This is a genomic window from Pelagibius sp. Alg239-R121 (assembly GCF_947331435.1).
Taxonomy (GTDB): Bacteria; Pseudomonadota; Alphaproteobacteria; order Kiloniellales; family Kiloniellaceae; genus Denitrobaculum.
Genome location: NZ_CAMZOF010000004.1, coordinates 149,257 through 173,862, shown reverse-complemented (window position 1 = coordinate 173,862; position 24,606 = coordinate 149,257). Strand labels below are relative to the sequence as shown.

The 24,606-nt window shown below is 58.0% G+C and carries 19 protein-coding genes; 5 read left to right on the top strand and 14 right to left on the bottom strand.

What is annotated here, in order from left to right; all coding sequences use genetic code 11:
- Nucleotides 1–2 precede the first annotated feature (2 nt).
- The 4 genes from QMZ18_RS14395 to QMZ18_RS14380 all read right to left on the bottom strand — a co-directional run bounded on the left by QMZ18_RS14395 (nucleotide 3) and on the right by QMZ18_RS14380 (nucleotide 4,050).
- Nucleotides 3–935 carry a DUF58 domain-containing protein gene (locus tag QMZ18_RS14395; RefSeq protein ID WP_282607001.1) on the bottom strand — a complete coding sequence of 311 codons (933 nt, stop codon included), beginning with the start codon at nucleotides 933–935 and terminating at the stop codon, nucleotides 3–5.
- Between the two features lies 1 nt (nucleotide 936).
- Entirely contained in the window at nucleotides 937–1,938 is a 1,002-nt protein-coding gene (locus QMZ18_RS14390; RefSeq protein WP_282607000.1) for a MoxR family ATPase, read from the bottom strand.
- 298 nt (nucleotides 1,939–2,236) lie between these two features.
- Nucleotides 2,237–3,295 (bottom strand): phosphotransferase family protein, encoded by a 1,059-nt coding sequence (locus QMZ18_RS14385; RefSeq protein ID WP_282606999.1) that lies wholly within the window; start codon nucleotides 3,293–3,295, stop codon nucleotides 2,237–2,239.
- Nucleotides 3,292–4,050, bottom strand: a complete 759-nt coding sequence (locus tag QMZ18_RS14380; protein WP_282606998.1) for a glucose 1-dehydrogenase — start codon at nucleotides 4,048–4,050, stop codon at nucleotides 3,292–3,294. The genes QMZ18_RS14385 and QMZ18_RS14380 overlap by 4 nt, the downstream gene beginning before the upstream one ends.
- Nucleotides 4,051–4,402: 352 nt before the next feature.
- Between QMZ18_RS14380 and QMZ18_RS14375 the strand changes: the two genes are divergently transcribed.
- Nucleotides 4,403–7,297, top strand: coding sequence for a PAS-domain containing protein (locus QMZ18_RS14375; RefSeq protein WP_282606997.1), 2,895 nt, complete (start codon nucleotides 4,403–4,405; stop codon nucleotides 7,295–7,297).
- Nucleotides 7,298–7,357: 60 nt separating this feature from the next.
- Here the strand turns inward: QMZ18_RS14375 and QMZ18_RS14370 are convergent, their stop codons facing one another.
- Entirely contained in the window at nucleotides 7,358–7,873 is a 516-nt protein-coding gene (locus tag QMZ18_RS14370; RefSeq protein WP_282606996.1) for a hypothetical protein, read from the bottom strand.
- Nucleotides 7,874–8,110: 237 nt separating this feature from the next.
- Between QMZ18_RS14370 and QMZ18_RS14365 the strand changes: the two genes are divergently transcribed.
- Nucleotides 8,111–9,016, top strand: coding sequence for a LysR family transcriptional regulator (locus tag QMZ18_RS14365; protein ID WP_282606995.1), 906 nt, complete (start codon nucleotides 8,111–8,113; stop codon nucleotides 9,014–9,016).
- Between the two features lie 349 nt (nucleotides 9,017–9,365).
- Here QMZ18_RS14365 and QMZ18_RS14360 read toward each other — a convergent pair whose 3' ends face one another.
- Genes QMZ18_RS14360 through QMZ18_RS14350 form a run of 3 tightly spaced genes read right to left on the bottom strand, consistent with a single transcriptional unit; the run spans nucleotide 9,366 to nucleotide 15,218 of the window.
- Nucleotides 9,366–12,698 carry an error-prone DNA polymerase gene (locus QMZ18_RS14360; RefSeq protein WP_282606994.1) on the bottom strand — a complete coding sequence of 1,111 codons (3,333 nt, stop codon included), beginning with the start codon at nucleotides 12,696–12,698 and terminating at the stop codon, nucleotides 9,366–9,368.
- A gap of 56 nt (nucleotides 12,699–12,754) precedes the next feature.
- Nucleotides 12,755–14,347, bottom strand: coding sequence for a DNA polymerase Y family protein (locus QMZ18_RS14355; RefSeq protein ID WP_282606993.1), 1,593 nt, complete (start codon nucleotides 14,345–14,347; stop codon nucleotides 12,755–12,757).
- Nucleotides 14,262–15,218 carry an ImuA family protein gene (locus tag QMZ18_RS14350; RefSeq protein WP_282606992.1) on the bottom strand — a complete coding sequence of 319 codons (957 nt, stop codon included), beginning with the start codon at nucleotides 15,216–15,218 and terminating at the stop codon, nucleotides 14,262–14,264. The genes QMZ18_RS14355 and QMZ18_RS14350 overlap by 86 nt, the downstream gene beginning before the upstream one ends.
- A 362-nt stretch (nucleotides 15,219–15,580) precedes the next feature.
- Here QMZ18_RS14350 and QMZ18_RS14345 point away from each other — a divergent pair, with 362 nt between their 5' ends.
- Nucleotides 15,581–17,986: a PAS domain S-box protein gene (locus tag QMZ18_RS14345; RefSeq protein WP_282606991.1), complete on the top strand. Its 2,406-nt coding sequence runs from the start codon at nucleotides 15,581–15,583 to the stop codon at nucleotides 17,984–17,986.
- Between the two features lie 23 nt (nucleotides 17,987–18,009).
- Here the strand turns inward: QMZ18_RS14345 and QMZ18_RS14340 are convergent, their stop codons facing one another.
- The gene (locus QMZ18_RS14340; RefSeq protein ID WP_282606990.1) at nucleotides 18,010–18,672 is read right to left on the bottom strand and encodes a glutathione S-transferase family protein; all 663 of its coding nucleotides are present in this window, start codon (nucleotides 18,670–18,672) and stop codon (nucleotides 18,010–18,012) included.
- Nucleotides 18,673–18,994: 322 nt separating this feature from the next.
- Between QMZ18_RS14340 and QMZ18_RS14335 the strand changes: the two genes are divergently transcribed.
- Together QMZ18_RS14335 and QMZ18_RS14330 are read left to right on the top strand one after the other, a co-directional pair.
- The gene (locus QMZ18_RS14335; protein WP_282606989.1) at nucleotides 18,995–19,582 is read left to right on the top strand and encodes a histidine phosphatase family protein; all 588 of its coding nucleotides are present in this window, start codon (nucleotides 18,995–18,997) and stop codon (nucleotides 19,580–19,582) included.
- A complete protein-coding gene (locus QMZ18_RS14330) occupies nucleotides 19,579–20,058 on the top strand; it encodes a TspO/MBR family protein (RefSeq protein ID WP_282606988.1) in 480 nt (159 codons plus the stop codon). The genes QMZ18_RS14335 and QMZ18_RS14330 overlap by 4 nt, the downstream gene beginning before the upstream one ends.
- On the opposite strand, the gene QMZ18_RS14325 is transcribed toward QMZ18_RS14330, so the two are convergent.
- The 5 genes from QMZ18_RS14325 to QMZ18_RS14305 all read right to left on the bottom strand — a co-directional run bounded on the left by QMZ18_RS14325 (nucleotide 20,055) and on the right by QMZ18_RS14305 (nucleotide 24,427).
- Nucleotides 20,055–20,612 (bottom strand): CIA30 family protein, encoded by a 558-nt coding sequence (locus tag QMZ18_RS14325; RefSeq protein ID WP_282606987.1) that lies wholly within the window; start codon nucleotides 20,610–20,612, stop codon nucleotides 20,055–20,057. The two genes, QMZ18_RS14330 and QMZ18_RS14325, sit on opposite strands and share 4 nt — an antisense overlap.
- A 92-nt stretch (nucleotides 20,613–20,704) precedes the next feature.
- A complete protein-coding gene (locus tag QMZ18_RS14320; RefSeq protein ID WP_282606986.1) occupies nucleotides 20,705–21,466 on the bottom strand; it encodes an ABC transporter permease in 762 nt (253 codons plus the stop codon).
- Entirely contained in the window at nucleotides 21,463–22,254 is a 792-nt protein-coding gene (locus tag QMZ18_RS14315) for an ABC transporter ATP-binding protein (RefSeq protein ID WP_282606985.1), read from the bottom strand. The genes QMZ18_RS14320 and QMZ18_RS14315 overlap by 4 nt, the downstream gene beginning before the upstream one ends.
- A gap of 52 nt (nucleotides 22,255–22,306) precedes the next feature.
- Complete coding sequence (locus QMZ18_RS14310) at nucleotides 22,307–23,344, bottom strand: ABC transporter substrate-binding protein (RefSeq protein ID WP_282606984.1); 1,038 nt, start codon at nucleotides 23,342–23,344, stop codon at nucleotides 22,307–22,309.
- A 321-nt stretch (nucleotides 23,345–23,665) separates the two neighbouring features.
- Complete coding sequence (locus QMZ18_RS14305; protein ID WP_282606983.1) at nucleotides 23,666–24,427, bottom strand: IclR family transcriptional regulator; 762 nt, start codon at nucleotides 24,425–24,427, stop codon at nucleotides 23,666–23,668.
- Nucleotides 24,428–24,606 lie beyond the last annotated feature (179 nt).

The following is a 24,606-nucleotide window of genomic DNA, read 5'->3' as shown; positions in this document are numbered from 1 at the left end:
GTTTACTCCAGACCTCTGGCCAGATCGTCAGCCATCACTTCGGGGCCAGCACTTGCGTCTACCGGTACGACCACGATACCGAGCCGGGTCAGATGTTCGATCCGCCGGTCCTTGGCGGCCTCACGCTTTTCGCCGCCAATCAAAGCCCAGCGGATCCGGCCTTGCCCGGAGATGAAAGGATAGGAACCGGCAGGTGCCCTGCGTTCAAAGGCATCGGTGACCAGCAGTACCGTGAGCGCTGCGCGGCGATTGAGCGCCACGGCAAGTGCGTCAAAACCCTTGCCTGGATTGTCCAGACCTGTGGCCAGAAAAACCGAGCCACCTGCAGGCACCAGTCCGGCCGCCATTTCCAGTGCGACTTCGAGCGGTTGATCTTCCAGGTCTCGACTTTCCGCCGCCGTCGCAAGTGCATCGCGATGCGCGGCGGCAAGCCCACCGATTACTGCGACCATACCCCGTTCGCGCCCGCGCGCCGCAGCAAAGACCGGTGCCCCGCTACCGAAAGCTATCAGCCCTGCCCGGCCGCCGGCTTCATTGACACGCCAGCCGGTCAAGGACAGAGCCTCAGCGGCGGCAACCGAGCGCAGCGCGCGGCGAGTCCCCCAGAGCATCGCGGGCCGGAAATCGGCGATCAGCAGGGCCGTGCGTTCCCGCTCATCGTGAAAAGTCCGCACATGAGTGACGCCGGTGCGCGCCGTCGTATTATGGTCGACATGCCGGACATCATCACCATAGGAAAAGACCCGGATATCGATCGTCTCGAGCCCCCGCCCGCGCCGCCGGGTCATGAATCCACCTGGCATGCCGGTTGGCGCAAGGCGGCGCTCCGGAATATTCCGGACCAGATGGCGCAGCTTCAGCAGGGCTTCGGTATCGGCCGTCACTCCTGGAACGGCTAAGGGGTCAGGTTCCTGGAGTCCGCTAAGCGTATCCATATCAAAGAGGCCGAACCTGCTTGAGCAGCTGATGCACCAGATTGCGTGCGGTCTCACCGTCTGCGGCTGCACGCCAAGTCAGGACGATCCGATGGGCCAGCGCATCGGTTGCAAGTTCAACGACATCTTCCGGCACTGCATAATCGCGGCCGGCCAGATAGGCGTGTGCCTTGGCAGCGGCGGCAAGCGCAAGTGTGCCACGTGGTGAAATGGGGTGCTCAATAGCGCGGCGCACATCAGGTGCGATTTCCGGATCCCGGGTCGCAGTGACCAAGCGCACGATATAGTCTTTCAAAGCCGGTGCGAGATGCACCTGCATCGCCGCGGCCTGGGCCTGATGCAGGATCTCCGGGCTGAGTTGATCGACATCCGGAGCCGGCGTTACCGTCGTCTCCCGCTCAACCAGATCCAGGATCTCGCGCTCGGCCACTGCATCGGGAAGATCAAGCACCACATGCAGCAAAAAACGGTCGAGTTGCGCCTCCGGTAGAGGAAAGGTGCCTTCGTGTTCGATCGGGTTTTGAGTGGCAACGACCATGAAGGGGTCTGGCAACGGATAAGTCGCACCGCCCGCTGTGACTTGGTGTTCGGCCATTGCTTCCAGCAAAGCAGACTGAACCTTGGGCGGTGCGCGATTTATCTCGTCGACCAGCACGAGCGAATGAAACACTGGTCCGCGCACGAACTCGAACTCGCCCCGATCAGGCCTGAACACGGGCGTGCCGGTCAAATCCGCCGGCATGAGGTCCGGAGTGCACTGAATTCTGGCAAAGGAGGCATCGACCCCCTGGGACAACAGCTTGACCGCGCGGGTCTTCGCCAATCCCGGCGCCCCCTCGATCAACAGATGTCCGCCGGTGAGCAGACCGATCAGAAGGCGTTCGACGAGAGGCGAGCGGCCAATCAAGCCACTTGAAAGATGCTGAGATAGCGACGCGATCTGACGACTGGTATCTGCGTCGGGAGCGGCGTTTCGGTCGATCTCGACGGCGGTATCTTGCATGCCTTCTTCCTATGGATGCTTGTGGGACAATCCAACGGCCTGCATCGCTAGATCCGAAACGATATGCGCGCAGCGAACTAAAACTTGAAACCCCAGGCTAGGTCGAAGGCCGAAAATACACCTATGCCCTCTGCGACTTGGATGAAATGCTCACAAATTCGCGACGCGACCGCAACAGACAATCAGCGTACTGGTTGTAGTACCATGGTCGAATAAAACGAGACACAATCTTGCCTATACGCTTGGCTTTATGTGTCTCACTCAATGATGAATGAGGGCGGGCGGGCGCGTGCGGCAGTCAGGCCTCCACAACCGCTAATCCATGCGCGGCCATAGCAACGACCTTGTCGCCGAATGCCGCGAAACGCGAGTCGGCGGTTTGACCGCGCAGATAGCGGATATAGATCTGCTGGATCACCACAACCATCTTGAAGATGCCGAAGGCGTGATACCAGCGCCAGGCGGAGAGATCGAGTCCGCTCAGCCTGGCGTAGCGGTCGACTGCATCCTCGCGGCTCGGGAATCCGCCTGTCCAGGTCGGCATGGCCGAAACGCTATGGCAGGCCGGGTCGTCGCCAGGCTCAGCCCAGTAGTTCAGTAGCAGGCCAAGGTCGCTCAAGGGGTCACCGCGTGTGCACATGTCCCAGTCGAGCAACGCCGTCGGCTTGGCCGGATCCGACGGGTCAAGCAACATGTTGTCGAGCTTGTAGTCGTTGTGAACCAACGTGGCCACCTGGCTTGACGGCAAATCCGTCTGTAGCCGTTTCACGAGATGATCGACGCTTTCGAGATCACGGTCCTTGGCGGCCTTCCAGCGTCTGGCCCAACCATCCAACTGTCTTTGCAAAAAGCCTTCCGGATGACCCAGGGTTTGCAGACCTACAGCCGCCGGATCAACCTGATGGAGCTCGACCAGAGTATCGATCAGCATATCGCCAATACGGCGCTTGAGATCCGGAAAAGCACCATAGTCCGGCGGCAGCAGCGCGCGAACGGCAATACCGCGACGGCGTTCCATAATCTGAAAATCGGCACCGATGATGGCTCGATCCTCGCATAGTAGGAATGACCGCGGTGCCAAAGGAAAGACTTCGTGAAGCCGCGATAAAACCCGGTGCTCGCGTTTCATATCATGCGCACCGGGCGCGACCGGTCCGAGCGGTGGACGGCGCAGAACCCACTCGTCCTGCCCAATCGAGATCATGTAGGTCAGATTGGCGTGGCCGCCGCCGAATTGCAGCACGGAAATCTCACCCTCGGCCCCGGGCAATTGGGCGCGCAGGAAGGGCTCGAGCCGGGAAAGCTCAAGCCGCTCGTCGGGACGGGTTTCACGTAGTTCTGGATCCTCTGACGTCATGCTGTCGCCCCGCCGTCAATCACCATCTCGCTGCCGGTCACGAAGGCCGATTCGTCAGACGCAAGGTATAGGATCATTTTTCCGACGTCTTCCGACCGCCCAAGGCGTCCAAGCGGCACCTGCCGGGTCAGAGACGCGCGCGCCGCGGCGGGGTCTTCGGCCGTCTCCAGGAGTGCATCGAGCATCGGCGTTTCCACGAAAGTGGGGTGGACCGAATTGCAGCGAATTCCATAACCCTTGCGCGCACAATGCAAAGCAACCGATTTGGTCAAGAGCCGAACGCCACCCTTACTGGCATTATAGGCCGCGAGATTATGTCCTCCGACCAAGCCGGAAACTGAGGAGAGATTGATAATCGACCCGCCACCGGCCTCTTTCATGGCGCCGATGCCATACTTACAGCCGAGAAAAGTACCATCCAGGTTGACAGCGCTTACCCGGCGCCAGTCCTCAAGGCTGGTTGCTTCCACATCCTTCATCAGAAGTATTCCGGCCGAATTGACCAGAATATCCAACCGGCCATAGTGATTGAGCACCTTTTCAATGGCATCGATCCAATCACTCTCTGAAGTGACATCCAGGCGGATCGAAAACACCTTATCGCCCAGACCCTGAAACGCGCTCAGGCTCTTTTCAACTTCCAGGTCTCCGGCAACGACCCGGGCACCTTCGGCCACAAGCAGGGCAACCGTTGCCGCGCCCAGGCCCGACGCCGCCCCCGTAACCAAGGCGACCTTCCCTTCGACCCGTCCCATATCGATTTTCTCCCTGAATGCCCCGGTAAGGATAAAGGATCCCGCCCGACTGGAAAAATCCCAAGGCAAGCTAATATTACGAGAGTCGCTTGTTATTCAGTAGTCGTTTACCATCACTCATCAAATATAGTCTAGGCGAGCTTTGTAGGGTGTTTTTGTATAGCGTACGAAAGGCCAAATAATACACATGGTTGTGTAGTGCAGGAATAACCACTTTAGGAAAAGCAATCAGATAGAGCTTATCCACAGTAAGATAGGCCGGAGAACAACCAGCAAAGAACTGACAGAATTGTGTGACGAAGAGTGACGAGACCCAGAGTTTTAAACCAGGCATGAAAAAAGCGAGCCACTTGTGAAGACCGGTGACGCCCGACCCGATATTCTCGAATTCGCGTCTGCCATTTCCGATTGGGTTTGGGAATGCGATGCCGATCTCAGATTGACGTTTGTCTCGGAAGAATGGCCACGGTTTTTCGAAATTGAAACGCAAGACTGCTTAGGAAAATCCCTTCACGAGTTGGTGGAAAATCAAGGTCTTGAGACCGGCGAGGGCTTGGCGGAACACATTCTGAGGCTCGCCAAGCGGCAGTCCTTTCGCACGTCCCGCTTCGGTTACATCAGTCCAAAAGGCAACCAGCGGCATCTCTGCGAGTCTGCTCAGGCGATCTTTGCACCAGACGGCAGTTTCCAGGGCTTCAGGGGCGTTGGCTGGGATCATACCGCCACCGATCGGGCCGCCGCGGAGGCTCGGCGAACGGAGTCGCTGCTGAGCGAAGCCATTGAAGCCATAACCGAGGGCTTCGTACTCTACGACCGGGAAGACCACCTGCTGGTCTGTAACACGAACTATCAGAAGATGTATCCGAAATCAGCGGTCATGATGACGCCGGGCCGGACGTTCGAAGAAATTATCCGCTACGGGGTTGCGCAAGGTGAATATGCGGTCGACCCAAACGATGAAATCGCAAGCGAACTGTGGATCGCTGAGCGGATGGAATTTCATCGTTCAACCAGTGAAAGCGTTGAGCAGCGGCTCGCGGACGGAAGATGGATCAGGATCGACGAACGAGCCACTCGCGACGGTGGAAGGGTCGGCATCAGAACCAATATCACGCAGCTGAAAATGGCAGAACAACGGCTGCTCGACGCCATCGAAAGCATGCACGAAATCTTTGTGCTCTGGGATGCCGAGGACCGTTTGGTACTGTGCAACAGCAGATACAAAGAGATTATCGCACGCGCGCCCCAAGTGCTGAAACCCGGGGTCCCCTTCGAAGATGTTGTGCGTGCAAATGTCGACGCGCAGAACATCGATCCCGGCCAAGTGAACAAGGAGGAATGGGTTCAGCAGCGGATTAAGATCCATCGCGAGGCAAGCGGCACCATGGAACTCAATCTGGCGGATGGCCGGTCGTTCCTCATGACAGAGGTCCGGACGTCCGACAGCGGTATCGTCAGTATCGGGATGGAAATTACCAAGATCCGGGAACAGGAACGCGAGCTCCGCAAAAAAGAATTCAAGCAGCGCGACCTGATCGCCAACCAGAAACTCGCCCAGACTCAGTTGGAAGGGCAGGCAAAGGAGCTCGCCAACCTGGCGCAAGAGCTTGCCGTCGCACGCGATCAGGCCGAAGCAGCCAATCGCGCCAAGTCGGATTTTCTGGCAACCATGAGCCACGAGATCAGAACTCCGATGAACGGCGTTCTGGGAATGGCGAACCTTTTGCTCGACACGGCACTCAGCGACGAACAGCGGCTCTACGCTGAGACGATCCAAAAGTCAGGCGATGCCCTGCTGGAAATCGTCAACGACATTCTTGATTTTTCAAAGATTGAGGCCGGCAAGCTGGACATCGAAACCGTCGAATTCGACCTGTACAGCCTGATCGAGAGCATCATCGACCTCATGTATTCTCGGGCCGACTCCAAGCATATCGATCTGGCGGCCTGGATCGGACAGGGAGTGCCGAGAAAGCTGATCGGCGATGCAGGCCGTCTGCGACAGGTGCTGCTCAACCTCCTCAGCAACGCTCTGAAATTTACTGAAGAAGGTGGCGTAAGCCTTGGCGTGGAACTCAATTCCCCTTCAGTGGACGGGAGCAGCGGGGAAACTAACATTACGTTGCTGTTTTCGGTTCAGGATTCGGGCATCGGTATCCCCGAGGAGATCCACGAAAAACTATTCGATCGCTTTACTCAGGCCGACGCTTCGACGACCCGCCGTTACGGGGGCACCGGCCTCGGACTGGCAATTTGCAAGCAGATCATCACACTCATGGACGGTCAGGTGGAACTGGAAAGCACCGAAGGCGGCGGTAGCACTTTCACCGTAACGCTGTCCTTCAAGCAGGCTGAAACAAAAACTCCTTTAGCTGCAGAAGACCGCTTGGAAGAAGCCTCCAGCCGGCGGGTACTCGTCATCGAGAGTAACAGGGTCGCGGGCGACAATTACCGCAAGCAGCTCGAATCTCTCGGGCTTTCCGTAGATGTAACGCACAACAGTGAAAGTGCACTTCAGATCCTTACCGCCCCGGATCGCAAAGGTCGTTACTGGCTCACGTTGATTGGTGCCCTGTCACAGGACGAGAGCGTGGGCACCTTGAGCGAGGACATCAAGGCCTGTCCGGAAGCCAGCGATATGAATATGCTGCTGGTCTTACCCAAAGCCGCGGTCGGCAAAGTGCTTGCCTCGACTCACGATCGCTTCGATGAGACCTTTTACAAGCCGCTTCATTGCAATGCCCTGCGAGACTTCGTCTTTTCTCTGCTCAGCAAAAGGGGCGATAAACGGAGCTCAACCGACGCGTCTCACGAAGCGAAACGCGAAGCGGACCGAAAGCGCGCGTTGCGCCTGTTGGTGGTGGAAGACAACAAGATCAATCAGCTGCTCGCAATGACCCTGCTTCGCAAAGCCGGGCACGAGGTCGATATTGCTGTGAACGGAAAGGAAGGCGTCGAAGCCGTTGTAGCGGAAAGCTACGACGTGATCCTGATGGATATGCAGATGCCAGAGATGGACGGCCTGGAAGCCACGCGGGAAATCCGTAAGCTCGCAGACGACAGAGCCAAGACACCGATCATCGCCATGACAGCAAATGCGCTGGCCAGTGACCAAAAACTCTGCATCGATGCCGGCATGGATGACTATCTGCCAAAGCCGATTGATCCGAAGGCCCTGCATGAAAAGCTGGCTGTCTGGGGACAATCCAGGCGAAACATGGCAAATGGAGTAACGGGTTCGGATTGAGGAGCTTCGCCAGCTCGCCTCGAGAATTCATATCTCTCGGTTCGAACCAAACCCCAGAGGTTAAAGCCGTTTTGGGCTCGGTGTATGAATATCCAGATCGAGCGCCCGCAGGGCTTCCGATACCCGAGTTCGCTCCGAAAGAAGATGGTTGAACTGACAATCGCAGCCGGCAATGGGAGTCGGATAGTTTCTGATCTCTTTTGTCAACTTTCCCTTGGCCACTTTCAACTCGGCGCGCGCCAGGCTCACACATTCTTCAATCGTCGTGACCATTGTCTTTTTCCTTCCCGCCTCACGTCGCAATCCAATTTCGGGCTTGTTAAATGTGACGCCATACTTCCCGTAACTCTGCCAAAGGAGCGCCGTCCGGTCGACAGCTTCTTCCTGCCCCTGTGATGCAGCCAGCCTGAGTTGCCGCTCGATTTCATAGCCTGCCAGCACCATGCCATGCCCGTTTCGCAGCCAGTTCACAGCAGCCAACGCGACCCCAAGATGACGAACCACGCTTTTTACGACTTCGGTGAAAAGGCGTTCGGGCCCCACGTGGGTCTTGGCCGTGTTTTTTTGATTTTCCATCTGTCTATTCATAGCAATACCGTGGATTTTCAGTGGCTCCATGGGCGGTGTAGTCAAAGCCTAGGGCCATTGCTTTTCATTAAAGTCGTGGAAAACGTGAGCTGGCCTCTCTTTCATAGTGTTTGAGGGCGGCTCACGGCCATGATGACTGCGATCAAGGACGATCACACTCTAGACCTGCCAGTGCATTTGTTCCATTGTATGAAATATCGATGATTCATATAAAAAAGATATGACATGGAATTGCGCCACCTCAGATATTTCAAGGTCGTCGCCGAAGAAGGGCACATCACCCGAGCGGCGGAACGGCTCTCAATTCAACAACCGCCGCTTAGTCTTCAGATCAAAGCGCTCGAAACCGAACTGAAGGTAAAACTGTTTCACCGCCGTTCGAGAGGTGTCGAACTTACCGACGCTGGCGCAGCCTTCTATGCAGATGTTTGCGGATTGCTGGCTGGATTGGAAGAAGCCGTTTCGAAAACCAAGCGAGTGGCGCGCGGAGAACAAGGCAACATCGCGATCGGCTTCACCAGTTCCGTGATCTTCCATGCGGCAACCAAGAAAGCAATTCGTTCTTACCGGACAGCTTTTCCTGAAATCGCTCTGTCGCTCGAAGAGGATGGCTCCACGGAGCTGATCAACAACATTGCCCACAACAAACTCGATGCCGCCTTCGTAAGGTCTAATACGTCTTATGTGGAGGGTGTCCGGATCCATCAAATGTTGGAAGAGCCTATGCATCTTGCGGTGCCGGCAGATCATCCGCTTTCAATCGGTAGTTCCAAACCGATCGAATTGGCGGCGCTGTCCGATCAGCCCTTGATCCTCTATCGCAGATCCTCTGGCCCCGGCCTTTATGACCGCATCATAGCGGCCTATGCCAGTGCCGGCCTCACGCCGCAAATCGTGCAAGAGGCGCCAAGAGTAGGTTCCGCCCTCAATCTGGTTGCCGCAGGCCTGGGCGTGAGTTTCGTTCCGCAGTCACTAGGCGCCGCTCATTCGGAGGGGGTGGTGTACCGGCCTGTCGAATGCGACCCGCCGCTCTTGGCCCCGATCATGCTCGCCTGTCGAAAGTCAGAGTCTTCCGAAGCCGTCAAATCCTTTATCCGCACGGCCCGCACAGCCATGGGCTCCCGAAGCTAGGTTGGGAACTCCTATTCCTTGACGATCTTGACGACAAAATTGTGTTTTCTGGCAAGAAGTTAGGAGCGACGCTGATGCATCGTGCCTCTGCCAGAATTGGACTGACGAAGCGACGCTGTCCAGAACGTGGTTCCCAGAACGTGGTTCCCAGAACTCATAATCTTGTCGCCCAAATTACGATCAAGGCCATCAAGGAATAGGAGGCCTCAACCTAGATAGATCCCGGATAGGCCTAATCGTCTTTGGCAATCTGTCGCCGAGGTGGATCTACTCTAGCCATATATTTTTAAAGCGGATCCTCATGTTTAGCCGGAACCATCGTGTGATTTTAACTTTGCACGTAAGGTCTCTAGTGAAAGTCCCTTGACGGGAACAACACCTTGGCCTGATCGCGTGGATGCCGTGGTCGGGGGACAGGCCTCGTTTTACCCTGATGTGTCAGGCCCCGAGGATTCAAGGAGGACAGTACGGGGTTTTTGAACTCGTCGGCAGGCGAGAGTTCCGACTGAAAATCCGTCCCATCGCCCAATTGGTCGAGCAGAAACGACAGATCTTCGATCTTATCGGCCACCAGATGAACCACGATTCCCTCGCGCTGCAGACGTCCCGTCACCCGCATCAGCCGGGTCGTGACCACTGCGCGCCGGAAGCGTTCGAAAGTCTTTGGCCAGACCACCACGTTGCAAACACCGGTCTCGTCCTCCAGCGTAATAAAGATAACCCCCGAGGCGCTGCCGGGGCGTTGACGCACCAGAACCAGTCCCGAGACCACGATCCGGGCGTCCACCGGAACATCCAACAGGCGGTCAGATGCCGTGAGAGCGGCAAAGTCAGGATGCTGTTCGCGCAGCAGAGCCATAGGATGCGCCTTGAGGGAGAGCCGTAACGAAGCATAATCCTCCACCACTTCTTCCCCAAGCGAAGAGGTCGGCAGAGCCACGGAAGGTTCGGGCCCGCGATCTTCCTCCCCGGCAGCAGCGAACAGCGGCAGTGGTGCCTCCCCCAGCCCCTTGATCTGCCAGAGCGCCTGACGCCGGTCCAGCGTCATGGAAGAGAAAGCATCCGCACGCGCCAGCACATCCAGGGCACGCGGCGACAACCCCGCCCGCCGCCAGATTGCCAGGGGGTCCGTGTAGCCGTTACCACGAGCCGCCACCAGCCAATCACCGTCATCCTGCGACAGGCCTTTGATCTGGCGCAGACCGATCCGCAACGCCATGCCCAGGCCTGCGCTATCGGTCGTGCCGCCGGTCTCCAGGGTGGAGTCCCAGTCCGAATGATTGACGTCGGCCGGGCGCACTTCGACACCGTGTTCCCGCGCATCGCGGATAATCTGAGCCGGCGCGTAGAACCCCATGGGCTGGCTGTTCAACAGAGCACAGGCAAAGGCAGCCGGATAACGGCATTTCATCCAGGCTGAAACATAGGCCAACAGCGCGAAGCTTGCTGCGTGGCTCTCGGGAAAGCCGTACTCGCCGAAGCCTTCGATCTGCCGGAAGCAGCGTTCGGCGAAGTCCTCCTCGTAGCCGCGCTGGATCATGCCCTGAATCATCTTTTCCCGGAAGGTGTGGATCGTCCCGCTGTTGCGGAAGGTCGCCATGGCCCGGCGCAGCTTGTCGGCTTCGCTGGCGGTAAAGCCGGCCGCCACCATGGCGATCGACATGGCCTGCTCCTGAAACAGGGGCACACCGAGTGTCTTCTGCAAAACCTGGCGCAGCTCTTCGGAAGGATAATGCACCTTCTCTTCGCCGTTCCGGCGGCGCAGATAGGGGTGCACCATGTCACCCTGTATCGGTCCCGGGCGGACGATGGCGATCTCGATGACCAGATCATAAAAGTTGCGCGGTTTCATGCGCGGCAGGAAATTCATCTGCGCCCGGCTTTCGACTTGAAACACACCGATTGCGTCGGCGCGGCAGAGCATGTCGTAAACGGCCGTGTCCTTGCCGGGCACTGAACTGAGCTCGTAACTCGCGCCGTAGTGCCGGCGGATCAGTTGCAAACCCTTGCGCAGACAAGTCAGCATCCCAAGCGACAGCACATCGACCTTCAGAATTCCCAGAGCATCCAGATCATCCTTGTCCCACTGGATAACCGTACGGTCCTCCATGGCCGCGTTCTCGACCGGCACCAGTTCGTCCAGCCGGCCACGGGTCATGACAAAGCCGCCGACATGCTGCGAAAGATGCCGGGGAAAACCCGTGATCTCCGCAGCAAGATCCAGGGCGAGGCGCAGACGGGAATCTCCCGGGTTCAAGCCGATCTCCCGCACCCGTTCGTCGACCAGTCCATCACGCGACCAGCCGGAAGCCTGGGTCGCCAGGGCCGCGATGGAGTCCGCGCTAAGACCCATGGCCTTGCCGACATCCCGGATCGCCCCGCGCGTGCGGTAATGAATCACAGTCGCGGTTAAGCCGGCATGGGCGCGTCCGTATTTCTCGTAGATGTACTGGATGACCTCTTCCCGGCGCTCGTGCTCGAAATCGACGTCGATGTCCGGAGGCTCATTCCGTTCACTGCTGATGAAACGCTCGAACAGCAGATCAGTGCGGTCCGGATCGACTTCTGTAACACCCAGGCAAAAGCAGACCGCCGAATTGGCCGCCGAGCCGCGCCCCTGACAGAGGATGCCCACGGATTCCGCGAAGCGAACCAGGTCGTAGACGGTTAGAAAATAAGGTGCGTAGGAAAGCTGACCGATCAGATTCAGTTCATGTTCGAGCTGCTTGCGGATCTTTTCCGGAACCCGCCCCGGATAGCGCCGCCGCGCGCCCTTCCAAGTCAGGTATTCCAACTCCTCCTGCGGGCTCCGGCCCTCGCTGGTGATCTCGTCCGGATAGTCGTAACGCAGTTCGTCGAGATTGAAACTGCAGCGCTCGACGATCTCAAGACTGCATGCCAGAGCCTCCGGATAATCCTGGAACAGACGCCCCATCTCCGACGCCGACTTCAAGTGACGCTCGGCATTGTCGAGCACCCGGTAACCGGCCGTATCGATCGTACACTTCTCTCGGATACAACTCAGAACATCCGCCAGCGGCCGGCGCGCGGGTCCATGCATTATGACACCGTTGGTCGCCAGCATCGGAACACTGAGATCAACTGCCAGATCCGACAGCCGGCGCAGGCGCCGCGCATCGTCACCCTGATAGCGATACCGTGCAGCGAGATAAAGACGCCCCCCATCAAGACAGTCGGGAAAGAGCTCCCTCCAGGCCTGCAATTCAGCACGATAGCGCGGGAAAACTTCATTGGTTTCGTGGACCTGCGCTTCCAGGTTCTCCGGCGGGATGGATACGAACAGCAATCCCTCATGCCAGTCCGCCAGATCGTCGCGATAGAGAACACAGTCGCCCTTTTCCGCCCGGCGGCGCCCCAGGGTCAGCAGACGGCAAAGCCGACCATAAGCCGCACGATCCATTGGAAAAGCCAGTAAGTCGGCACTATCCTGGAAGCGCAGGCGGGCCCCGACAACCAACCGCAGACCAGCCTCCTTGGCGGCGACGTGAGCCCGGACGACACCGGCCAGACTGTTAACGTCGGCGATCCCGATCGCCTGTAGACCCAACGCCGCGGCCTTCAGCACAAACTCGGCCGGATGGGATGCCCCTTGCAGAAAAGTGAAGTTCGACAGAACATCGAGCTCGGCATAGCCAACAGGTGCTTCCGTGCGCGATTTCATCTTACTCTGCTCCCGGTCTCTATCCCCGGCTGCATCAGGCCCGACATCCCCCCGCATCACGCAAAGAGCCCATGGAGAAACCATGCCACGGGCACGCCGGCCCGCAATGGGCCTTCACGGTACAGCCAGAAGCGCCGTCCGATGTCATCCTCGACCCGCCAATAATCGCGAGCTCCCTTTGCCCAACCGGCATCCCCCCGCCACCACTCTGGTGTCAAGCGCTCCGGACCTTCAGCGGCACGGACCTTGTGTCGGATCCGGCGCCACAGGAAGACGGCCGGCGGCATTCCGGGTTCGCCCGGCGGCAGGAGAGAAATGGTTTCGATCCGCTCCGGTCTTCGCAAAAGACGGGCCGGCCGCGGCTTGTCCAATGGCCAGGACGCGATCGGGGTTGAGGACGCCGCAGCGCTTGCCCCATCAACAGATATATTAGCAGGAACCCCGGCCTCGGACGCCGACACCGCCCGATAGGCGCGCTCGGGCAGATAGCTGGCAACCGGCAGCAGCTTCTGTACCCGCTCGAATCCCAGCCGGTTGCCCAAACGGTCGATCAGAGGGGCCGTGCCGTTTTCCCCGGACGCGGCATCAGCAAGGTCCGCCCCCACAAGAATCACTTCCTGCGTAGCACCCAGCGGTTCCACGCCTTCTGCCGCAAGGACCAGAGCCTCGAAGCCGAAGGCCGGATCAAGCTGCCCCAGATGTTCGGCAAACAGCCGGGCCAGTTGTTTCGGATCCCGCATCGGGCGGGCCGTGCCGATTGTCAGCCGCTGGGTGTTGCCATCCACACGATGACACTGGAACTCCAGCCGGCGGCAGCCGTACTGCTCCTGCCGCAACCGCATACAAAGCCGCTGCAACAGCAATTTCAGTGCTTCGGCAATGTCCGAGGCCAGAACGATCGGTTCGGGAAAAGCGATCCGCACACGAAAAGGTCGCTCATGACTGCGCGGGGCAATCGGCTCCGCCGTCCGTCCCAGCGCCTGGTCCAGGCGCTGCACAACCTCCAGCCTGAAACGATTGGCCAGGGAAATTCGCGGCACGGCATAGAGATCCCCGATCCGCCGCAGGCCAAGGCGAAACAATTTCGACAGAGTCTCCGGATCTAACCGCAAGGCCGCAACCGGCAAGGACGCCAGGGCCTCTTTCGCCTGTCCCCGGGGAATCACCCTCCGATTCTCTCCGCAACGGGCAAAGGCCCAGGCGCCACCGGGCGTATCGGCCAGCGCACCGCGAACGGCAAAACCGTAACCGCCCAGCCGGTCCAACAGATCGTCCAGCAAAGCCTGCTCACCGCCGCGCAGGTGGGCGCAGCCGGTCACGTCCAGCCAAAGACCGTCGAGCCCATCCAGGGAAACCCAAGGCGTATAGGCGCCGCACCAGCGCGCCAGGCGTTCCATCATAGCAGCATCTGCCCGGCCATCTGATGGTAAGGTCAAAAGATCCGGCAACACAGCCCGGGCATCGGCCAGAGTCATGCCCGGCGCGATTCCGGAAGTTTCCGCAATCTGCGTTACAGCGGAAATGACGATGCGGTTCCCGGTCTCTGCCGTCACCGCAAGCGCCTTATCCCACCAGGCGCTGCCCTGACGACGGATCAACCTGTCCGTCGGCAGTCTCGGCAGCCAAAGAGAAACGATACGTCTTTGCATCCCATTTCACCGTCCAGGCACCACTGCCGCCATTCCGGCAGCGCAGCAAAGAAAGCCGCCAGGTCATGCCTCCCACCAGTGCCCCTGAAGCACCACTGCCGTTTCTGGCAGCACCGACCGACCAGCGGGAGAAGGCCGCACTGGGATCTTTCTCCTGTGTCGCCGCGGAGAAACGCTCGGTTTCACCGGCTTTCTGCCCCCATTCGGTCCCAGTTTCTTCTGCGATTCCGCCGGCCTTTCTCTTTCCCGTGGCTCGACTGATAGGCTGACTTTTCGAGATTTGGTCCCGCCAGGCCGATTTGACGAGAAACCCGGTCACGCCACTGCCCTCTGCCGCCAGTTGAAGCCTGCGGCTGGCCGTCAGGTCGATCCGGGCGGATAGTTCACCGACGACGGCGGCCAAGGCACGGCACCGCAAGCCGTCTTCCATGGCAGAGAGAGTTTCCCGCGGTTTATGGCAGCGCACGATGATCAAACGCCGATGATCCAGTCCGAAAGCCGTGAGCCCCGGCGGGTAAAGATCGCTCCCTGCCAGCGCATCTGCGCACCAAAGCACCGGACCCTTCAAACGGCCGGAGAGAATTGCGGCGAAAGCTTCGGCCCCTTCCCCTGAGAGTTCATGCAAACAGCCTCTCCGCAGGCCGAAAACCGCCTCTTTTGATTGCAGGGTCTCCCTGTCTTGGGAAAAGTCTTCCCCGGACAACAGGTTATCGATTTCCGGAAGGCCCAATTCAATGGTCTCGCCGGTTTTTCTGTTCCAATCGCTCTGTTCGATCTTACGAAGCTCTTCGCGCAAAGCCGCCAGTCTGGCCACTGTTTCGCCAGCTGGTGGCGCGTCTGGAGTTTTTCGCAGGTATTTCGAACGAAACATTCCGTCGCTAAGCTCTCGTTCATTTCATGTGTTCTTGTTTTGTTCTACATGTTCTTTGTCATGAGAGTCAACAAACCCTGGATTGGAAAATCCTCCTTTCAGGAAGACGGCCTATACAGAACAAGGGGCATCAGGAAGATGCGGGGATCAGAAGCGTATGGTGGCAACTCTAAATTGAAAGCCAGATGCGCATTATCAGGTGAGCGTTATGAATCGGGAAAGAGTTTGTCCCCTATAAAGAACGGTCATTTGGGATAACAGTCATTTCCGACGCTAGCACCGAGAAGAGAGCGCGTCGAAAAAATCGCCTGAAAAATACGATAAAACAATTTGTTAGAGAGAAAACGGCACATTCAAAGCCAATGAAGATATCACGACCCAAAACCCTCTCCCTCTACTTCCCGCTGGCCATTTTCCTCTGCTTGGCCTCAGCGGTTTTGGGTATTTCCTGGTTTCTCTCCTACAATCAGGCAGCCGCCATCCGCAATGAAGTCAATTTGATCGGCCAACAGACCGCCGGGCAGCTCAAAAATCACGTCACCGATCACCTGAGCATCATCGAACATCTTCGAAATCTCTGGATGAGGCGTCAGATCAACAGCCCCGAAGCTTTCGTGGAAACGATTGAATCCCTCCAGCAACAGTTTTCGGGCTTCCAGGCGGTCAATTGGGTCAATCCCGAAGGTATCATCCAATGGGTCGCCCCCGAAGCGGACAACGGCCCGGCCAAGGGGGCGAATCTGGCCGAACACCCCTTCGCCAGTCTTCTGTTACGACGTGCCGCCGAAGCGAACCAGGATCTGGCAACCCGTCCGATCACGCTGCTCCAGGGTGGCAAAGGCTTCGCGACCTATTACCCCTTGATCCGGGACGGCAAGCTGGAAGGCTACCTGAACGGCGTCTTCCGGATCGAGCCGCTTTTGGAGAATGCGCTCGCCCAAGTCATGAGGAGTGACTATCAGATCACAGTCATGGACGGCGATCAGACAGTCTATGCCCGGGGAACGCCAACCAACAACGGCGCCTTCACGACCGAGCAACGGATAGAGCTGCTCGACAGGACCTGGACCCTCTTTCTGACAGCCGGTCCAGCCTCGGTGGCCGCCCAATCCATGGATGCCGATATTGTCATCCTGGTGCTCGGGCTGATCCTGTCCGTCGGTCTGGCCTACCTGCTCCGGCTGATTGCTTTGCGCCAGGAGGCTCTCTGGGCTGTCGAGGAGAGCTATAGCGGCCTCTTTGAAAATGCCACGGAAGGTATCTACCGCAGTCTGCCCGACGGCACCTGCATCAGCTGTAATCCGACCATCGTCAAGCTGAACGGCTTCACCAAGGAAACGGAACTACTGAGCGCGATCAATGCCAAGCCGACGACCTGGTATGTCGACCGGCATCGCCGCAGCGAATTCCTGCAGTTGCTCAACAGGAATGACCGGGTCGAGAATTTCGTTTCCGAAGTCCGGCGCCTGGGCAACGGTGAACGTTTCTGGATCAGCGAGAACGCACACGTCATCCGTGGCGAAGATGGCAAAATGCTCGGTTACCAGGGCACCATCACGGACATCACCGAGCGGCGGCGAGCAGACGAGACGCTGCGCAGCGAACGAGAATTCGTAGTTGCCATGCTGGATACTGCGGACGCTCTGATTTGCGTGATCGACATGGAAGGACGGGTTGTCCGCTTCAACAAAGCCTGTGAAAAGATGTCAGGCTACAACCTAGCCGAAGTCGAAGGACGGCCGATATACGATTTCGTCATTCCCGACCACGACCGTGAAGGCCTCGAGGGCATGCTACGCAGCCTGCGTTTCGGCGTCTATCCAAATACCCATTTAAACCACTGGGTTTGCAGGAGCGGCGAACAGCGGCTGATCGAATGGTCGAACACTGCCCTGCGCGACGAGGCCGGCAAGGTTGCCTACTGCGTTGCCATGGGCATCGATGTCACCGAACGGAAGCAGGCGGAAGAGGCCTTGCAGATGGCCAAGGAAGAAGCCGAGTCCGCGAACCGGGCGAAATCCGAGTTCCTGGCCAACATGAGCCATGAACTGCGTACCCCGCTAAACGCTGTGATCGGCTTTGCCGAGATTCTCGAAAATCAGATGTTCGGCGATATGGGCGACAGCCGCTACGGCGACTACGCCCGCGACATCCGGACCAGCGCAACCCATCTTTTGGGCATCATCAACAACATTCTGGATCTCTCGAAAGTCGAGGCCGGACGCCTGGAGCTGATCGAGGACCCGACCGACGTCAAGGACGTGCTTGGCGCCTGCCTTAATATTGTAAAGGCTACTGCAAACGCGGATGAAGTCGCGTTCGAGGTTAAGGCGGCAAAGGATATGCCCTATCTGCTGGCCGACGAGCGCATGCTGCGCCAGGTCCTGTTGAACATCCTATCCAACGCCCTGAAATTCACGCCCGCCGGCGGACGGATCACGGTGACGCTAACAAGCGACACCTCCACACCACCTCAGACCAGCGACATCTATAGGATCACGATCGCCGACACCGGTATCGGTATGACCGCGGAGAACATCGCCAAAGCCCTAACCCCATTCGGCCAGGTCGAAAGTTCGCTGAGTCGTAAGTACGAAGGCACTGGGCTGGGGTTACCCCTGTCCAAGTCTCTGGTCGAGCTGCACGGCGGACATCTGGCCATCGAAAGCCGGCCAGGAGCCGGCACAGAAGTCATCTTGAGCTTTCCCAATGGGCGTATTATCCAGCGCAACGCATCTACCGGCGGCGCATTTGCAAATTCAGCTTAAAATGCAGTTCGAACCGCGCCGGCTCAAACGTAAGGCGCCTCAATGCCTTCCTGTTCCAACGTCCGCTTGACTGCCGGACGTTCCATAACACGCTCCAGAAGCGCACCGATATTGGCCAAACTGCGCGGCGGCCGGGTCATGCCGCGGCCCCAGCGCGAGAGCATCAGGAGATAGAGGTCACAGACACTGATCTGCTCGCCGAGCAGATAGGACTTACCCTCCAGCGCCGCCTCCAGAATGTCAAAACTGCCGTTCAGACGTGTTTCCGCAGCCGCAGCCACCGCCTCGATCCCAGCCTCGTCAGTGGTGTAGCGGTGACCGTAGAAATAAGTCAGATAGGTCGACTGCATAGTGTTGGTCATGTAGCACAGCCACTTATAGAGCTGCGCGCGTTCGAGTGAGCCGAGTGCAGGAGTCCAACCCGAATTCGGATTGCTGTCCAAAATATGCAGGCAGACAGCGACCGTCTCGTGCAGAACCAGCCTGTCCTCCCCTTCCCCCTCGATCAGCAAAGGGATCAGGCCACTGGGATGCAACGCCAGGTATTCCGGAGACTTATGGGCGTTCTTGGTCCGGTCAACGAACTGCAATTCGTAGGGTGCTCCGATCTCCTCCAACAACATGTGCGGCGTGATACTGGCGTTTCCGGGGTAGTAATAGAGCTGATACATCGGCGTCGCTTCCATCCTGGTTTCCATTCGATCATTGCGGATAGAAAATCCGCCTTTTCAAATAGAGGCAAAGACTTTTCACACCAGTGACACGCTTTTGATATCTAACACGGTCAATTCTCGACCCAAGGCCTGATTGCTAAATGCGTCAAAATTCTGATCCGGCGGTGTATTCTCGGCGTAAGTTCAATGACGTCTGATGAAAAAAGGTATCTGTGATGTTTAACCGATCCACGTGTATTGAGCCCGGCCCAGGTCAAGAATCGGTTTGGGTTTGTCCAAGATCCTGGCACGTGAGAAAGGCCGACAGATGTCATGATTGCTTTTGGGGTGTGCGGTGAACACCATCCTTTTTGCACTGGGTCTGTTGCTTGCTGCGACATCGTACGGATATGCGGCCGGCGAGGCAGTGAACCAGTCGGCCCACGAGACTAAGCTGTGGCAGGCACTCGCTTCGGAACGGCATGTTGTGCTTATGCGTCATGCCACGGCGCCCGGCACGGGCGATCCCAGTAACTTTGCCTTGAGGGACTGCGCCACGCAGAGAAATCTCTCCGACGAAGGACGCGCACAGGCGGCGCGGATCGGCGCGCGCTTTCGCGCCGCAGGTATCGCGTCCGCGCGGGTGCTTTCAAGTCAGTGGTGCCGCTGCCTGGAAACCGCAAAGCTTCTGGGATTAGGGCCGGTGGAAGAACTGGCCAGCCTCAATTCCTTCTTCAGCCATCCTGACCGGCGCGCTGCAGCAACACAGGCCCTGAAAGACTGGCTGATCGCCCAGCCCCTTGAAGGCCCGATCGTCCTGGTCACGCATCAGGTCAATATCACAGCGCTGACAGGGATCTATCCCCGCTCGGGCGAGATGGTGATCCTGCAGCGGATTGGAGATGGCGGTTTGTTGGCGGCCGGAAGGATTGAAACAGAATGACACGCCGTGATGGGTTCGGTCTTGCAGCGTTCCTGCTGCTCTGTTTTGCCGTCTCAGCTCTTGGCGGCGCAATCACCGCGACATCGGTGAGCACCTGGTATCAGACGCTTGAAAGGTCCGTGCTCAGCCCGCCGGACTGGGTCTTCGCACCGGTCTGGACAACGATTTATCTCTTCATGGCGATTGCCGGCTGGCGTGTTTGGCGCCAGGCAGCGTCTCACACCCGCCGACAGGCTCTGGTGGTCTTCTGCCTTCAGTTGGCATTGAACCTCCTCTGGTCGTTCCTCTTTTTCGGGCTGCAGCAAATAGGCTGGTCGCTGGTCGAAATCGTAATTCTGCTGTTCGCAATCATCCTGAACACGGTCTTGTTCTGGCGCCAGGATAGAATCGCCGGGATCTTGTTTATACCCTACGCCGCCTGGGTTTCCTACGCGACGATCCTGACCGCGTTCTTATGGTTGCTGAACTCTGTTTAGCGGTAGAAAGTAAGTTCACTGATTGCAAGATCTGCGAAAAAAGCGCGCCCGATGGCCACCAAGCCTATGCGCCGCAGCCGGGTGATATCCAGAGGCGCTTCGAGCCGGTAAGGTGTGAAAGATGCGAAGGGGAACTCAAGAGTCTCCCAGTCAGGGCCGGCTACGAATTGAGCCCGATAGGACTGCCAGGGCCGGACGTTATCGGTGCTGCGTAGATGCAACGAATAACGCTCGCCATTGCCGCGTACCGTAACCCGCAGTCCGGAGAAGCCCGAGGCATCGAAGCTGCTGCGCTCAGGCGATAGGTCGAGCGCCGCTTGAACAAAGCCACCGTCGTTGTCGAGCCGGACATCTCCGCTCAACCTCAAAGCGTCCCTTCCATCAACGCTCTCGCGGGTAACCAAAGCCTGCGAGATCCCGCCCATGACCTGATCGCTGACACCGCGCCAAGCCGTGCCCAATTTTGAGATCAGATTGGGATCGCCAAAATCGTCGATCAGCATGTCATCGGTCCGCGCATCCTTGGCTTTTGCGTTGATTGACTTGGAACGCAACAAGATAGGCCCGATTAGGCACGCGGCCAGAATTATCTTGGCGCAGGACCGTCTATGCAGAGCCGGGTGCGATTTGTCCCGCCAAGGTGTTATCACCCGGTATCGCCGCCGCGGAAGGCCCAGCCGACGAAGCGCCGTTCAACGAGGGCGAAGATGGCGTACATGCCCACGCCCATGGCGGCGATAACCAGTAGGCCGGCGAAAACCAGCGGCACGCGGAAGCTGGAAGACGCGGTCAACATCAGGTGTCCCATACCGCCATTACCAGCCACCGTCTCCGAGATGACCGTGCCGACAAAGGCGAGCGTGATCGCGACCTTCAGCGACGCGAAGAAGTAGGGCATCGAGCGCGGAACCCCAACCTTCAGCAGAATGTCGATTTTGCGCGCACCCAGCGAGCGCATGACGTCCCTGATCTCGGGCTCCAGGGTCGCCAGGCCGGTCGCGACGTTCACCACGATCGGAAAGAATGAGATGGTAAAGGCGGTCAGGATCGCCGGGATCGTACCAATGCCGAACCAGACCACCAGGACCGGCACGATCGCCACCTTTGGGATGGAGTTGAAGCCGACCAGCAGCGGATAGATCGCCGAATAGACCAGCGCGGAAGCGCCGGTGACCAGCCCAAGCGCCAGCCCGAAGACGACCGCGAGCGCAAACCCGACCATCGTCACCCAGAAGGTATAAAAGGCGTTCTGCCAGATCGCCGGCCAGTATTCGATCAGCGCAGCAATGGCCGCGCTGGGCGCCGGCAGGATGAACTCCGGTACCGAGAAGAGCCGGCAGACCAGTTCCCAAACAGCAAAGAGCCCGAAGGTGGCAAGCCAGGGTGCCAGTTTGATAGGTGTGATCATGACGCACGCACCTCGCCGATGTGATCGCGGAGCTTATGCACAAGATCGACGAAGCCCTGATCGAAGGTCGATTCCAGCGTGCGGGGCCGCGCCAGAGGGACAGGCCGTTCATAAACAATGCGCCCCGGGCGTTTGCTGACCACATAGACCCGATCGGCCAGATAGACCGCTTCGCGCAGATCATGGGTGACCAGGATCACGGTGAACTTCCGCTGCATCCAAAGATCCTGCAGCACGCCCCAGAGCTCTTCGCGGGTAAAGGCATCCAAAGCCGCAAAGGGTTCATCCAACAGAAGGAGATCCGGCGCATGAATCAGTGCCCGGCAGAGCGATGCACGCTGCTGCATACCTCCTGAAAGCTCGTAAGGCGCGTGGTCTTCGTAGCCTTCCAGTCCGACCGTCTTGAGCAGAGACCGTGCCGCCTCTATATGCTCCGCCTTTTTACGCCGGAAGGTGGCGCGGTGGGTCCGGCTGACTTCCAGCGGCAGCAAGACGTTTTCCAGTGTCGTCCGCCAGGGTAGAAGCGTCGCATTCTGGAACGCCATGCCGACCATGGTCAGCGGCCGTATCACCGCCTCCCCGGCAACGCGGGTGATGCCTTCATCTGCAGGCATCAGGCCGGATACTATTTTTAGCAGCGAAGATTTTCCACAGCCCGACGGACCGACCATGGCAACGAATTCACCGCGGTTGATCGTCAGGGAAGCGTCGGCAACCGCCGGGGTGGTGTCACTCCCGGCGCCGCCATAGGTCATGGTGACCTGGTCGAGTTCAACGAAGGCCGTCACAAAAATTACCGCCGGTTAAATGCCAAGGATTCGAACGGATCAACGCGCCCTGTTAACGCGACAACATCCGCTCCTCTGCCGGCGGCAAGAACTTCGAGGTCCAGACAGCCGAGGGTTCCGGCGTCGCCGTCAGACCATAAGCCAAGGCAAGCTGGGCGATGGAATTCTTCAAGCGGGCTTCGTCGACATCGCCGATGCCGGCTTTCAGCACATGCGGCGTCAGCACATTGACGTCGAGTGCCAGCTGCAGCCGTTCCAGCTCCAGCTTTTTGTCGATCAGCGGATCGCTCTTGGCTACGATCTCGATAGCGCCCTGAGGATCGGCGATGATGTCCTTCCAGCCACGCACGGTGGCCCGGATAAAGCCGGAGACGGCCTCGGGATGATCGGAAATGAAATTCCCCGAGGCGATCACGGCATTACCGTAAAAGTCCATACCGAAATCAGCGTAGAGGAAATACTTGATGTCTTTTTCGGCCACGCCTTTGGCTTTCAGGTCCAGCATCGAGGAGAAATAGTGCCCCGAGATGAAATCGACCTCTCCCTGAACCAGCATGGTCTCGCGCAGGGCCGGGCTCATGTTGACCCGTTCGACCGCCTTCTCGTCGATCCCGGTTTCATGGGCAAAAGCAGGAAATAGCTTGTAGGAGGCGTCGAACACCGGCGCGCCGAGCTTGCGGCCAGCGAGATCCGCAGGCGTCTTGATGTTGTTCTTGGCCAGAGTGAAAAGCGAGAATGGCGGTGCATCGTAAGCCATCATCACGGCTTTGACGGACTGGCCGGAGTTCTGGGCGTTGAAATCGACCAGCGCATTAATGTCGGCAAAGCCCATCTGATAAGCACCGCTGGCAACCCGGGTCACCGCACCTGCCGAGCCATTGCCGCTGTCGATGGAGACATCCAGGCCTTCCTCGGCATAGTATCCCTTATCGGCCGCCACCAGGAACGCCGCCGTCGGCCCCTGAAACTTCCAGTCGAGGGTGAATTTGATGTCCAGTTCAGCCCAGGCCGGTGTTGAAACCATTGGAGCCGCAACCATAAGACAGGCCGCGGTCAGTACAGACGCACGCAAGCGATTGATTTTAAACATTTCTTGAATATCTCCCCGTTATTCCAAAAGCGAATTCCGGCTTTTTGGCTGGACCTCAGCTTCCCCGACACAGCAATCCGCATGTCATAGGCCAAAGCTTCAGCCGCCCGCCCTTCTGCTCGCCATCAGATCGTGCTCAGAGTAATGCGGCTGTGGGATTTCGTCGAGAGGCGTTTGAGTTGGTTCAGATCAGACAGAGTCTGGAGAGAAAGAAAAAGGCAAGGGCAAGAAGTTGAAACGATACCCACGAACGAACGCTAGCCGCTTCCTGTCTAGCTTGATCGGGGCAGGCAATTTTTCCTGCGCTGATTTACCGAAGAGTTAGTCAGCAAATAACATGTGCTCCAATGATTTCGCGGCACTGAGCATATAGGAAATATTTGCGTCAACTTCGTCGACACTTTTGCGCGTCGTAAGAGCATGTGTCGACAGGCAGGCGCACAGCTTCCCCTCTTTGTTGAGGATTGGAACGGCAGCTCCAACCATACCTTCAAACCATTCCTCGTCGTCGAGGGCATAACCACGCGCAGCAATTGCCTCGAGTTCTTCGGAGAACTTCTTCTGGGTCGTGATCGTATTTGGTGCCCGTCTCTCAGGCCGGATGTTGCGAAAAACTTCAAGCGCAGCATCACGCTTGAAGGAACTGAGATAGAGCTTGCCGGATGCACAGCAATGCAGCGGCAACGGATCACCGACATGCAGGTTTATCTGCACCGGCCAATGAGATTCAAACCGGTCGAAGTAAACGAGCTTGGCACCGTCGGCGACCGACAGATTGACGGTTTCTTCGAGTTCGCCCGAGAGCTTTCTCATGATGGCCCGGCGGCGGGTCACTTGCGGCTCGTATGCCAGACTGTTGAGGACGAGAGCCCGCATCCGGGCACCCGGAATGAACGATCCCGACGGACTAAGGACGATATACTTTTCCTCGCTCAAGGTTTCCAACTGCCGGTAAACGGTGGGCAAGGGAATATCCAGCGACTTTGACAAACCTGCCGCGGTAGTGGTGTCCGGTTTCAGGCTTATAGCCTCAAGAATATCGAGTATTCTTTTCGGCGAAGTACGCTTGGATTTGTCGCTCATCTACCGCTCTATTCATCAGTTTCTAGTTCTTTGGAGTCTGATCGCCTTTCACCGAATCGATGAAAGAAGACCAGACTCGACACCATACAGTTAGAGGACGTTTCACGTTCTTGACAGAAACAGTCAAGAACGATCGTACTCCAGAGAGTTACGCGTCAGGCCTGACGCCTCAAAGATGC